Source organism: Microcoleus sp. D3_18_C4, from assembly GCF_036702355.1.
Lineage (GTDB): Bacteria > Cyanobacteriota > Cyanobacteriia > Cyanobacteriales > Microcoleaceae > Microcoleus.
The window spans coordinates 77,724-89,595 of the sequence record NZ_JAUBTF010000001.1 but is presented as its reverse complement, the minus strand read 5'-3'; the positions used below and the strand labels follow the sequence as shown (position 1 = coordinate 89,595).

At 44.7% G+C, this 11,872-nt stretch carries 11 protein-coding genes; 9 read left to right on the top strand and 2 right to left on the bottom strand.

Going from position 1 to position 11,872, the window contains the following annotated elements; all coding sequences use genetic code 11:
• Positions 1 to 41: 41 nt before the first annotated feature.
• The 3 genes from QUA90_RS00400 (at position 42) to QUA90_RS00390 (ending at position 2,833) form a co-directional block, all read left to right on the top strand.
• Positions 42 to 1,055 carry a hypothetical protein gene (locus QUA90_RS00400; RefSeq protein WP_333325129.1) on the top strand — a complete coding sequence of 338 codons (1,014 nt, stop codon included), beginning with the start codon at positions 42 to 44 and terminating at the stop codon, positions 1,053 to 1,055.
• Between the two features lie 157 nt (positions 1,056 to 1,212).
• Positions 1,213 to 2,313 (top strand): glycosyl transferase, encoded by a 1,101-nt coding sequence (locus QUA90_RS00395; RefSeq protein WP_333443281.1) that lies wholly within the window; start codon positions 1,213 to 1,215, stop codon positions 2,311 to 2,313.
• 103 nt (positions 2,314 to 2,416) lie between these two features.
• Positions 2,417 to 2,833 carry a secondary thiamine-phosphate synthase enzyme YjbQ gene (locus QUA90_RS00390; protein ID WP_333443279.1) on the top strand — a complete coding sequence of 139 codons (417 nt, stop codon included), beginning with the start codon at positions 2,417 to 2,419 and terminating at the stop codon, positions 2,831 to 2,833.
• Here the strand turns inward: QUA90_RS00390 and QUA90_RS00385 are convergent.
• Positions 2,820 to 3,335, bottom strand: a complete 516-nt coding sequence (locus QUA90_RS00385) for a heme-binding protein (protein ID WP_333443277.1) — start codon at positions 3,333 to 3,335, stop codon at positions 2,820 to 2,822. The two genes, QUA90_RS00390 and QUA90_RS00385, sit on opposite strands and share 14 nt — an antisense overlap.
• A 420-nt stretch (positions 3,336 to 3,755) precedes the next feature.
• Here QUA90_RS00385 and QUA90_RS00380 point away from each other — a divergent pair, with 420 nt between their 5' ends.
• The gene (locus QUA90_RS00380; RefSeq protein ID WP_333443275.1) at positions 3,756 to 4,958 is read left to right on the top strand and encodes an EAL domain-containing response regulator; all 1,203 of its coding nucleotides are present in this window, start codon (positions 3,756 to 3,758) and stop codon (positions 4,956 to 4,958) included.
• A gap of 53 nt (positions 4,959 to 5,011) precedes the next feature.
• Positions 5,012 to 5,863, top strand: coding sequence for a prohibitin family protein (locus QUA90_RS00375; RefSeq protein WP_333443273.1), 852 nt, complete (start codon positions 5,012 to 5,014; stop codon positions 5,861 to 5,863).
• Positions 5,864 to 6,223: 360 nt separating this feature from the next.
• Here the strand turns inward: QUA90_RS00375 and QUA90_RS00370 are convergent, their stop codons facing one another.
• Entirely contained in the window at positions 6,224 to 7,177 is a 954-nt protein-coding gene (locus QUA90_RS00370) for a LysR family transcriptional regulator (RefSeq protein ID WP_333443271.1), read from the bottom strand.
• Positions 7,178 to 7,528: 351 nt separating this feature from the next.
• Between QUA90_RS00370 and QUA90_RS00365 the strand changes: the two genes are divergently transcribed.
• The 4 genes from QUA90_RS00365 to QUA90_RS00350 all read left to right on the top strand — a co-directional run bounded on the left by QUA90_RS00365 (position 7,529) and on the right by QUA90_RS00350 (position 11,839).
• Complete coding sequence (locus tag QUA90_RS00365) at positions 7,529 to 9,031, top strand: APC family permease (RefSeq protein ID WP_333443269.1); 1,503 nt, start codon at positions 7,529 to 7,531, stop codon at positions 9,029 to 9,031.
• A 214-nt stretch (positions 9,032 to 9,245) separates the two neighbouring features.
• The gene (locus QUA90_RS00360; RefSeq protein ID WP_333443267.1) at positions 9,246 to 9,950 is read left to right on the top strand and encodes a cadmium resistance transporter; all 705 of its coding nucleotides are present in this window, start codon (positions 9,246 to 9,248) and stop codon (positions 9,948 to 9,950) included.
• Between the two features lie 20 nt (positions 9,951 to 9,970).
• A complete protein-coding gene (locus QUA90_RS00355; protein ID WP_333443265.1) occupies positions 9,971 to 10,633 on the top strand; it encodes a cadmium resistance transporter in 663 nt (220 codons plus the stop codon).
• Positions 10,634 to 11,173: 540 nt separating this feature from the next.
• A complete protein-coding gene (locus tag QUA90_RS00350; protein WP_333083968.1) occupies positions 11,174 to 11,839 on the top strand; it encodes a hypothetical protein in 666 nt (221 codons plus the stop codon).
• Positions 11,840 to 11,872 lie beyond the last annotated feature (33 nt).

Here is an 11,872-nt window from a genome sequence, read left to right as displayed (position 1 = left end):
GTAATTAAGTAATTAATTGGCATTCTACCAGATTTTATTAAATGCTAAGATTGATTTTACGGATACTTGCATGGCTGCGCGGGGGAAGTTTAAACTTGTTGCTGATCGCAGGTGTAATTTTGATAATTTGGGGCATTCTTTCGCCGGTGGGGACTGTTATATGGTGGCTGAATCAAAGTGCCGAAACTTTTGGTATCAAGAAAAATCCACCGGAGATATTGCCATCTAAGAAGGGCAATCTAGAAGCGCGTAAGTCTTCGCAGATAAATTGTTATATCATTTTTTTACCGGGAGTTGGCGATTTTTCGGGGGACGAATTAACCCCTGGTGAAGAGTTGTTTCTCAAGCGTTTAGTTAAAAGTCACCCGCAGTGCGTAGCAGTGGGCGATGTTTTTCCTTACTCAGTTTCTAACAAAAGTTTAGGAGGAGAGCGCTGGCTAGCTCCTTTTTGGCGGTTTGCAGAACAGGCAAAAAAAGGGCCGATTGCGGGGAATATATTCATTAAAATTCGCAATCTCTGGAGGTTTGCAATTTCTCTAGATTATCGCTACGGCTTTGCATACAATCAGGGAATAGCTAATGTAATTATCGAGAGGATGAATGCTCAATCTCCCTTTTCAGTTAAGTCTCAACAACCGGTGAAAGTTATTTTAATTGGCACTAGCGGCGGCGCACAAGTTGCTTTGGGTGCTACTCGCTATCTTAAAGAATGGCTGAAGGCAGAAATTACGGTTGTTTCGGTTGGGGGGGTTTTTTCGGGAGAAAATGGTTTTGCAGAAGCCGATCGCATTTTCCACTTTCGCGGCACTCGCGATTCAATTGAGGATATCGGCGGCATAGTTTTTCCCAGTCGCTGGTACTGGTACGCGACTTCTCCTTTCAACCAAGCTCGTTTGCAAGGCCGCTATGCAGAAGCTGTGAGCGGCCCTCACAAGCACGACGGCGATGAGGGATATTTTGGGGAAAATCTAGCAGCGGATGGTAAAAAGTATGTAGATATAACGCTGGACAAAATTAATCAATTGCCTGTTTGGTCTGAGGGCGCGCGCGATTGATGAGTTCTTGCATATTCGATAGTCATTAGTTATTAATTGTGTCATTGTTGGTTGTGCGTCGCTTGAAGCTGGGCCTTGTTGACTTCCAGTCTCTACCTCCAATTCGCAATTCCCGATGCCCAATTCCCCATTCCCCATTCCCCATTCCCTATTATAAATGTCTCGACCAACATTATATATTGCCATCACAAATCACGGATTCGGCCACGCTGTCCGAGTCTCCTCCGTAGCTGCAAAAATTCAAGAATTAAATCCAGAGATTTTACTAATTATCACAACAACAGCTCCTCGCTGGCTGCTAGAATCTTATATTAGTGGCGACTTTATCCACCGTCCCCGTGCTTTTGATGTGGGTGTGGTGCAAGCTGACAGTTTGAATATGGATAAAGACGCGACACTGCAAAAATTACGGGAAATTCGGAAAAAGCAAAATTCCCTAATTGCCAGCGAAGTTAATTTTATTAAGCAAAATCGGGTGGGTTTGGTGCTGGCAGATATTCCTCCTTTGGCAACGCGAATGGCGGCAGCGGCTGGGGTTCCTTGCTGGATGATGAGCAATTTTGGGTGGGATTTTATCTATCGCGATTGGGGCGGGGAATTTGCAGAAATGGCAGATTGGATTGGTGAGTGTTTCGGAATGTGCGATCGGCTTTTTCGTCTTCCTTTGCACGAACCGATGGCAGCTTTCCCAAATATTCAAGATGTGGGCTTGACTGGTGGCAATCCTCGCTACAGTAACGAAAAAATTCGGGAAGTATTCGGCATCGAAGCACCGCTGGAAAAAACTGTATTGCTGACTTTCGGCGGATTGGGTTTAGAGGAAATTCCTTATCAAAATTTACAGCAATTTAGCGACTGGCAATTTATTACTTTTGATGCGGGATCTCCCGATTTGCCGAATTTGATTAAAGTCAAAAATCAGGAGTTTGCAAAATCTCTCCCGATTTTACCGCGTCCGGTTGATATTATGCCTGTCTGCGGGCTGTTAGTTTCTAAACCGGGATACAGCACTTTTGCGGAAGCTTTGCGCTTGGAAATACCTGTTGTTTCTATAATGAGAGAAGGTTTTGCAGAAGCTGCGGTGTTGCTGGAAGGGATTCAAAATTATGCGGAACATCAAATTTTGACGGCGGCTGAGTTTTTTGAGGGGGATTGGGAGTTTTTGCGAAAACCGCTGCATCCGCCCTGTTTGTCGGATAAATTGGATAAAAATGGTACGGAGGATCTCGCCCAAGCTGTTGTAGACTATTTTTCATAAGTGCGATTAGAAATCGATCTTAAACAAACAAAGTCTACCTCCGCCGACAGAAGACTTTTGCATCAGTGTCATCCAAAATCTAAAATCTAAAATCTAAAATCGAATGAATCACTATCAACAGATACTCAAGATTCAAACTACAGGGAAATCTTTGGGGAAAATCACTCCTAAGATAGAAGATGTGGTGGCGAATTCAGGTATTAAAACGGGACTTTGTAGTTTATTTTTGCGCCATACTTCTGCTAGTTTGGTGATTCAAGAAAATGCTGACCCGGATGTACTTAAGGATTTGGCTAACTTTTTAGCTAAACTGGTACCGGAGGACGATCGCTACATTCACGATGCGGAAGGCCCAGACGATATGCCGGCCCACATTCGCACTGCGCTGACTCATACTTCTGAACAAATCCCGATCGATCGCGGCAGGTTGCTGTTAGGAACTTGGCAGGGCATTTACCTGTGGGAACATCGCCAGCGGAGTCACATTCGCGAATTAGTTGTTCACGTCAGCGGCACTTGATCGGAATTTGTACCTCGCTGATTTTAGTTGCTTCCGGCGTCATCGGGGAATTGTAAAAAAAGCGGCGCGGCGGCCCGACTATTTCGTATTCAGGATGTTCTTGAAGCCAATCTTTGAGTTTCTGGAGGTTATTTTCGTAGCTTTCCCAAGTGTAGGCCCCGCCCACGCCGATGCTGACAACCATCATGGGCGAAGTATCCGTAACTTCTACAGCGGAGTTAACGCTGCTGGGGGCGATATTTGGTGCGGGATAGAGGAACGAAACTTCAGCTTGAGGAACTGCATCGATTTGCCCGGAAGTTTCCGTGTAGCGCGCTTCTACTGGCGTTGTCATCGCAATTTGGTTGTTGCTGATGTGTTGAAATAAGGGATTGAAGGCGATTCCTGTTGCTTGTCGCAAATCGCCCGCGTGGGTGTAGGTGACAGCGCGGTAGTGAGGATATTGCTTAACTTCTATGACCCCAATCTGTGCGGGTTCAGGGAATCCAGTAGGTAATACCATTTGAGATTTGAAAGTTGAGATTTTACATTGAATAATGGGGAAGACTGACTCCGCAAGGGTTTGGAACTTGCTTGCAGTTGCATGGTTTTTGGCAACTGGTATAAATAGGCTGAGATTGTTTGCAGACAATCGTTCAGGTGGCACAATTAGTTTAGCAGTTATTTAAGGCACTGCTAACTGTCGATCGCCTAGAATTAGTTGAGAGATTATTAATTAACCTCATAATAATACGGACGGCACTGAGTAAGCAGAGAAACATTAATCTAGTTGTGCTTGAAAAATTAGCGTTTTTCAGGTGTTTGCTATTTGTGTCGGAAAATATTCGGTTGTTGGGCCGATCGAGCTGTGCGTTCTCAGTTATTGCCACGCTTATCGCGTTCAGTAACGTCGATCAATTATACCGCTTTCAGGGAATGACGTATGAAAAAGATTCTAGTGATTGAGGACGAGCAAGTAATTCGCGAGAATATTCTCAAACTCCTCAAAGCTGAAGGTTTCGACGTGACGGGTGCAGAAAATGGATCACAAGGTTTATATGCGGCGGTGTCAAATGTTCCCGACGTGATTATTTGCGACGTGATGATGCCAGAACTTGACGGGTATGGGGTGCTGATGGCCTTGCGATCTAATCCTGTTACTGCTACAGTACCTTTTGTTTTTCTCACCGGTAAAGCCGATCGCTCTGAAATGCGACAAGGTATGGAATTGGGAGCAGATGATTACCTGACTAAACCTTTTAGTAAAGCTGAACTTGTGGGCGCGATATCGAGCCGCTTGAAAAAACAAGAAGCTGTAGCCGAACAGTACAGTATTTTGCAGTCGCAAGCCAGCGAATTTATCCAAAATACAGCAGATAAATTAGAGCAGATAAAAACCCGTTTGTGCAACGCACTGGAACGAGAAGAATTCCAAGTTTACTATCAGCCCCAAGTCAATGTCCAGACAGGTAAAATTATGAGCGCAGAAGCTTTAGTGCGCTGGGTACATCCAGAAAAAGGGCTAATTTCGCCCGCAGAATTTATTCCCCATGCCGAAGAAACTGGCTTCATTGTACAGTTAGGGGAGTGGGTTTTGCACACAGCTTGCAAGCAAATGCAAGTTTGGCAAAATGCTGGTTTTTCGCTTCGGATAGCGGTGAATCTGTCGCCGCGCCAATTTCACCAACCGGATCTCAGCAGCAGAGTTGCCCAAATTTTAGCAGAAACTGGTTTGCAAGCGAGCAGTTTGGAATTAGAGCTGACAGAAAGTTTGATGGTAGAAGATGCCGAAAGTGCGATCGCGACTTTGCAACACTTGAAAAATTTGGGAGTTTGTATCTCTCTTGACGATTTCGGAACTGGGTATTCTTCTTTAAGCTATCTCACACAATACCCCTTCGATACTTTAAAAATAGACCGCTGTTTTATCACCAACATCACTGATGGTTGCACAAATGCAGCGATTGTGAAAGCTATTATTGAAATGGCGCACAGTCTCTGTCTTGAGGTAATTGCCGAAGGAGTTGAAACAGAAGCAGAAAAAGATTTTCTCTGGCGCTATAAGTGCGATATAATGCAAGGATATTTGTTCAGTCCTCCTTTGGCGGCAGCGGATTTTGAACAGTTGTTGGTGGCAGGTAAATAAAATATCTATTAAGTCAATATTGAGCAGAGAATTAAGTGCGATCGGGGTGGAATATGGTTTTAGAATCCAGCAGTAACGTTGACTCACTCAAATCAAGCCATAAAAAAAATCAGGATTTTTACCTAGCTGTTCAAATAGCTATAGTGATAGTGTTTTTAGCTATTTTGTCCAAATTTTTTATCATAGTCAACGCTGGAGAACGGGGCGTACTGATGCAGTTTGGTAAAGTGCAAGAACAGGTACTCGGAGAAGGACTTCACGTAATATTCCCCACAGTTTATAGTGTAAAAAAGTTGAGCGTCCGGGTACAAAAACAGGAAATTTCCGCTGAAGCTTCCTCAAAAGATTTGCAAGATGTTTTCACGGATGTAGCGCTCAACTGGCATATTATCCCAGAAGAAGCCAATGCTATTTTTCAACAAATAGGTGACGAGAAAGAAGTCGTGACTCGCATTATCGAGCCGGCTGTTGAAGAAGTATTAAAAGCAGTTATGGCTAAATACACCGCTGAAGAAATTATTACTAAACGGGGAGAAGTTAAAGCCGCAGTTGATGATTCTTTGACCTTGAGGCTGGTTACATATCACATTGCCGTTGACGATATTTCTTTAGTACACGTTCACTTTTCTGAGCGGTTTAGCGAGGCGGTGGAGGCGAAACAAATTGCCGAACAGGAGGCAAAAAGAGGGGAGTTTTTAGCGCTGAAAGCAGCAAAACAGGCGGACGCTAAGGTGAATTTAGCCAAGGGAGAAGCCGAAGTGCAAAGGTTGCTGCGGGACAATTTGACTCCGGAACTTTTGGAAAGGCAGGCTATAGAAAAATGGGATGGGAAATTGCCGCTGATTGTTGGTGATGGGGGTAAAAATTTATTGGATTTGAGGAAACTATTGAACAGCGGTCATTAAGGTAATTAGATATCTCCCATAATTCTTGTGGAACAGGCAGGATGCCTGTTCAAAACTTGCTTTTGAGGAGATGTCTATTAAGTAGGGACACGGCACCGTGCCTTTCGTTGTGTCCCTACTTAACGTACAACCAATAGTCCGGCAAGGCAAGGGTTGAAACCCCTGCCTCAAAGCTAAAGTCGTCTGAAGACGACTAATGAGTTCTTCAGTCCTCTTTGAGAGGACTTTAGCTATTAGACAGGGGTTTCAACCCCTGGCGGACTGACGGGCGGACGGAAGGACTGGGCGGACTGACAGCTTAACTTGACACTAATCGGCTCTTGGAGTGTCCCTACTGGGGTCTTACCAATTACCAGCACCTTAAGTTAATATCTGTTCAAAAGCTTTAGTAATTCCAGTTTGAAAACGCTGTCGGTGCTTCAGTTTTAAAACGGGTTTAATTATTTCCAAACATACATTAGAACTTGGTTGGCTATCTATAATTTTAATCGCTCGTAGTGTAGATAGCTGCAATTCTTTTTTTACCATCAATTCAGGAATAGCCGCTGCACCTGTGCCACTTTCCACCACTGCTTTTACCATTTCACTGCTGTTCAAAACTAAAGTTACATTCAATTCATCGGGATTAACGCCCCAACTTTGCAAAGCTTGTTCCAACATTTGCTGAACTCCAGAACCAGCTTCTCGCATCACCCAATCCGTTTTCGCAATTTCCGTTAAACTCACTTCTGCACGTTCAAACCAAGGGTGAGATTGGCCAACTACAATCAGCAAGCGTTCGCTGCCTACAACTTCTTCCTCTAGAGTGCTCTTAAGCGAAGCTTTAATGTCTCCCGTCACTAAACCCAAATCAAATGTTCCCGTCGCCGTCCCCGCACAAATTTCTTCGGCATTTGCCAGAGTACAATTCACGGAAATACCAGGATATTGCTGTTTAAACTTGCTAAGTTTATCCGGCAACCAATAATTGCCAATGGTCAGACTGCAACCCAAGTTTAATTCGCCTCGCTGCAAGTCATTCAACTCCCGCAAACCTCTCTCAGTCAAAGCAACTTGGTCGAGAATTTTCTGTGTTTCAACTTGCAGCAACTTCCCAGCATCTGTGATTTCGATCCGGCGGCCGATGCGGTGAAATAGTTTTACTCCGTATTGCGCCTCTAAGCTTTGGATTGTCGCGCTGACAGCGGGTTGGGTGATGTAAAGTTCCTCCGCTGCGCGGCTGAAGTGCAGGTGTTCCGCCACAGCTAGAAAAACTCGCAGTTGGTCAAGTGTCATTCCGGCCATGCGGAGTACCTTTTTACTAAATACAGACATTTTTTTTTGGAAATAAAAATCTTTGGCGGCTAAACTTTGACCTGAACTTTTCGAGTCTCTGGTACAGGCTGGAATTCCCCAAAAAGCACGGTTGTCAGCCGCTATTTAATTTTCCTTTTAACATCAAGGGTTTGGGCTGGTGGCGACAGATAGGTCTCGTCTTCCAACAGTTCTTTTGCCACGGCACTGCATCACTTGTATTTATTAATTCGATAAACAACACCATTTGATTCTACCTGTCAAGAGCCTTAAGGTAATACTTAAGCTTCTAATGCAGGGTCCAATGCGGAAGCAGCACCAACAAGTTTAAGCCGATCGCCAAAAGTCGATCGACAAAAAGAGAGAAGATAAATGACCAAGAAAACGCCAAAAAATCAGAGTGCACACGGCTTAAAGCCGGACTGCCTCTCCTTCGGGGAGGTTTTAGCTCAATCCTTTGCCGTCATTGCACCTACAACTATCCCAGCATCTAATATAGGGTTAATTGTCGCTCTTTCGGGTAAGGGGGCTTGGCTGAGCTTTCTCATCGGCTTGATAGGCCTAGTATTTGTCAGCATCAATATCAACCAATTTGCAAGTCGATCGGCTTCTGCAGGTTCTCTTTATTCTTATATTGTTAAAGGACTAGGCCCGACTGCCGGCGTAATTTGCGGCTGGAGTTTGGTACTCGCTTATCTATTTACTGCGATGGCCGTTTTGTGTGGTTTTGCCAACTTTACGGGTATTTTCATCGGTCATTTAGGCATCCATCCGTCACCGATTACCCTGTTATCGATCGGGGCTGGCGTTGCTTGGTATGCAGGTTATAAAGATATCCAGCTTTCAGCTATGGCGATGCTGTGGCTGGAGGGAGCATCAGTGGCGGCGATTGCACTTTTAGGAATCATCATCTGGGCGCACAAAGGTTTTGCCTTAGATATGTCCCAACTGACTTTGGAAGGCGTAACTCCGGGGAACATAGCGACGGGACTTGTCTTAGTAATGTTTGGTTTCTCTGGTTTTGAAAGTGCTACATCTCTGGGTGACGAAGCGAAAAAACCCTTAAAAAATATCCCCAGGGCTGTCATGGGCAGCGCTGTGATGGCAGGCTTATTCTTCATTTTGATGACCTATATTGAGGTTTTGGGTTTTAGCGGTACTGGAGTTTCTATTACTAATACTGAAGAACCTCTGAGTTTTCTGGCGCAACAAGTGGGCATGGGTTGGCTGGGAGAGTTAGTGGCTTTCGGCGCTTTATTTAGCTTTTTTGCTTGCGTACTCGGCAGCATCAATCCAGCGGCGAGAGTGTTTTTTATGATGGCGCGCCACGGTTTGTTTCACTCTTCATTAGGTGTAGCGCATTCGTCTAATAAAACTCCCCACGTTGCAGTAACCCTGTGTACATTTCTGACATTTTTGGTGCCGGCTGTGATGTCTATGTTTAACATCAAACTGTTCGATTGTATGGGTTATTTGGGGGCAATTTGCAGCTACGGATTTTTAACCGTTTACGTCTTAATTTCGATCGCGGCTCCGGTTTACCTGCACAAAATTGGTAAGTTGCGCCTGCGAGATGTGCTGTTCTCTGTGGTGGCGATCGCATTTATGATGATTCCGATTGCGGGCAGCGTGGGCATTCCCGGCAGCACTATGTTCCCACCTCCAGAACCTCCTTACGATGCGTTTCCTTACTTGTTCTTGATGTACTTGGTGGTTACTTGCGGATGGTTTTTCTGGCAGCGCCTGCGTTCTCCTGAACTCGCGGGATCGATGCAGCAGGGTATTGACGCAATTCATGCCAAGTTCGAGGAAGAAAATGCAATTTACGGCGGTGTTCGATTGAAAGCCGTCCCCTTTGACAGTGAGCGTTTTTGATTAGCAGTTACCAGTTCGCTGTTCGGAGAAAGAGTTTTTAAGCAACTGGGTTTTTACTGAGATATTGCAGAATTGTCAATCAGCATTTCAAGGGCGTTGATCAGCTCAACAGCCCACAATAAAATTTAATTTTTGTGGAACGGGCCTGAGAACCCGTTCCGAAGATACGATCCCAGCAAGTACAACGAAATAAAAAATCTGAGGAGACACAGAAATGAATGAATTACTAACAGCAATTTCTACGGCAATGACAGCTTTTACGGCTACGAATCTAGACGATATTCTGATTCTGCTGCTGTTTTTCTCGCAGGTGAATGCAGTATTTCGGCGCAGGCATATCGTCTTCGGTCAGTTTCTGGGCTTTACTGCACTGGTTTTGGTTAGCCTTCCCGGGTTTTTTGGCAGCTTAATATTTCCGCCTGATTGGATCGGAATGCTGGGTTTGCTGCCAATTGCGATCGGGCTTAGCCGCTTGCTGAATCCAGAAACTGATGATTCGGAAGTTGAGGCAGAATTACAGCAATCTGAGAAATCTTTTTTTAGCAGTTTCCTGTCTCCTCAAACTTACAGCGTAGCAGCGGTGACGGTGGCAAATGGGGGCGACAATATCGGGATATATGTGCCGCTTTTTGCTAGCAATACTTTAGAAAGTTTGGCGGTTGTTCTCACTGTATTCTTCGGGATGGTGGGCGTTTGGTGCTACGCTGCTTATCGGTTAATTCAGATGCGGACGATCGCAGATACTTTGACTCGCTACGGCAATCAGCTTGTGCCTTTTGTTTTAATCGGATTGGGAATGGCGATTCTGGTGAAAAGCGGCACTCTGGCAAGCCCAACTTTAAGTATAATATCTTTAGTGGGTTGCGCTTTCTGTTTGATAACTATGAGCAGAGGTAACGCCCGGGAAACTGAAGTCTAGAAAAATTGCAGGGACAGCACATGAATTGGATTGCAGCAGCGATTATTGCCGGGATTACATCTTTTGCCGCAACCAATATCGACGATATGGTGATTTCGATGCTGTTCTTCGCCCAGGTAAATGATACTTTCCGCCCCCGGCATATCTTTGTCGGTAAGTACCTCGGATTTGCAGCACTCATCGCTGCTAGTTTGCCCGGTTTTTTTGGCGGTTTAATTGTGCCGAAAGCTTGGATTGGCTTGCTGGGTTTGGTTCCGATCGCGATCGGCCTCAGTCACTTAGTCAAGAGAGAAAATGAGGAAAATGACGTACAAGCCGTATCGGGCGAATTTAACCGTCAATCTAACTCATCTCTGCTGTCAAAACTCGCCAATCTTTTCAATCCCCAAACTTTGAATGTGGCTGCGGTAACAGTGGCCAACGGGGGAGACAACATCGGCATTTATTTGCCGCTGTTTGCTAGCAGCGATTTGCCGAGCTTGGTGGTGATTTTGGCGGTTTTCTCGGTGATGGTAGGTGTTTGGTCTTATGCCGCTTACTGGTTAACTCGCCACAGGGCGATCGCCCCTATTTTGACTCGCTATACCAAGGCTGTTGTCCCTTTTGTATTGATTGGCTTGGGAATATTCATTCTGATTGAAAGCGGTACTTATCGCCTGCTCCCGGCATTTCAATTTAACTAAGAATTAGCCTCGGTTCCGCTACTTACATCCCTCTCTAGGTAGATAACTTTTTCGATGTTCATGATTTATAACTCATCATTTTTACCTTACAAATTGTTTTCTTAAAATGGTGTCTAAATTACTTGCCATATATCACCAAATATGCTAAGTTAATAATGAACTAATTAACCGAGCTAAAAGCAGCTTCAAACTAATTTAGCCTCGAATTTGTACGAAAGTTCAAGCCATTTTGTGAGCTAGCAAGTTGCCAGACTTAGGCAAGAATATACCTGTCATTTCACTAAATCCTGTAGTGGTGAATCCAACTCAGCTAAAAACTTGAGGAGGAATTCTTAAAATATCGCCCGCACACTTTGCCACTACCCCACACCGATCGACTTTGACAATAGGTCTCATCCTAAAAAACCAGATTTTTCGATTCTGCCAAATTTGGTTTCTCAGGCCAACCTGTTAAAGAGAGTTCGTTTTTGCCTAAGTCTTAAGATAGCAAGCAAACAGAAAGTTGAAAAAAACCTGACAATCTAGAAAAGGACAAAAATTGTGAAAATCTTCAAATTTGTTTTAGTGCTCTTGGTAATGACCGCCAATTTAGTATTCGTTCCCCCCTCCTGGGCCGACGCTCCAAAAACGCCGAAATATGCGAGCAATCCCGACTACATAGAGGTGACTCAAGCTCTAAACACTCTCAGGACAGCGAAAGATGCACCCGATACCGCCCAGACTTATACCCCTGAGCAACTTCAGCAAAAAATCGCTCAATTGGAGTTTCAAAAATACACTTTAGAAACGGGAAAACCTTGGGGTCAGTGCCGCAACGAGACAGGAAAAACCCTGGCTGTCTACGGCCCGAAAGGCAAAAAAGCCGCTTCTTCTACTTACGAGAATGCCCTTTATTTTCTAGCTGACGGCCAAACAACTGAACATAAATGGGATTGCGATGGAATTTATCTACCCAGCGATATCAAAGCAACCGATTTAAGAACTACCGATCAACCTTCAGAAGAATTGACGGGCGGTATAGCTGTTAAGATAGTTGACGGAACTCAAGTTGTAGCCAGAGCTAATCCCGATACGGGGGCTGTAGAATTCAACGTTCCTACTGCTAAGGTTTTCCAGCCTGGGGATGCGAATTGGTTTGTTCCTGATGTGACTCAGGCTTACATAGATACACAAGTTCCCAACGCACCAACTGAGGAAAATGATTAGTTTTGGTGAAGTTGTAATGCGATCGGCTGTGTA

What these genes read in the sequence shown, in the direction of transcription:
- QUA90_RS00380 (WP_333443275.1), top strand. Translation starts at nt 3,756, where the DNA reads ATGAAAAAGATTCTAGTGATTGAGGACGAGCAAGTAATTCGCGAGAAT.
- QUA90_RS00365 (WP_333443269.1), top strand. Translation starts at nt 7,529, where the DNA reads ATGACCAAGAAAACGCCAAAAAATCAGAGTGCACACGGCTTAAAGCCG.
- QUA90_RS00385 (WP_333443277.1), bottom strand. Translation starts at nt 3,335, where the DNA reads ATGGTATTACCTACTGGATTCCCTGAACCCGCACAGATTGGGGTCATA.
- QUA90_RS00360 (WP_333443267.1), top strand. Translation starts at nt 9,246, where the DNA reads ATGAATGAATTACTAACAGCAATTTCTACGGCAATGACAGCTTTTACG.
- QUA90_RS00400 (WP_333325129.1), top strand. Translation starts at nt 42, where the DNA reads ATGCTAAGATTGATTTTACGGATACTTGCATGGCTGCGCGGGGGAAGT.
- QUA90_RS00395 (WP_333443281.1), top strand. Translation starts at nt 1,213, where the DNA reads ATGTCTCGACCAACATTATATATTGCCATCACAAATCACGGATTCGGC.
- QUA90_RS00355 (WP_333443265.1), top strand. Translation starts at nt 9,971, where the DNA reads ATGAATTGGATTGCAGCAGCGATTATTGCCGGGATTACATCTTTTGCC.
- QUA90_RS00375 (WP_333443273.1), top strand. Translation starts at nt 5,012, where the DNA reads ATGGTTTTAGAATCCAGCAGTAACGTTGACTCACTCAAATCAAGCCAT.
- QUA90_RS00370 (WP_333443271.1), bottom strand. Translation starts at nt 7,177, where the DNA reads ATGTCTGTATTTAGTAAAAAGGTACTCCGCATGGCCGGAATGACACTT.
- QUA90_RS00390 (WP_333443279.1), top strand. Translation starts at nt 2,417, where the DNA reads ATGAATCACTATCAACAGATACTCAAGATTCAAACTACAGGGAAATCT.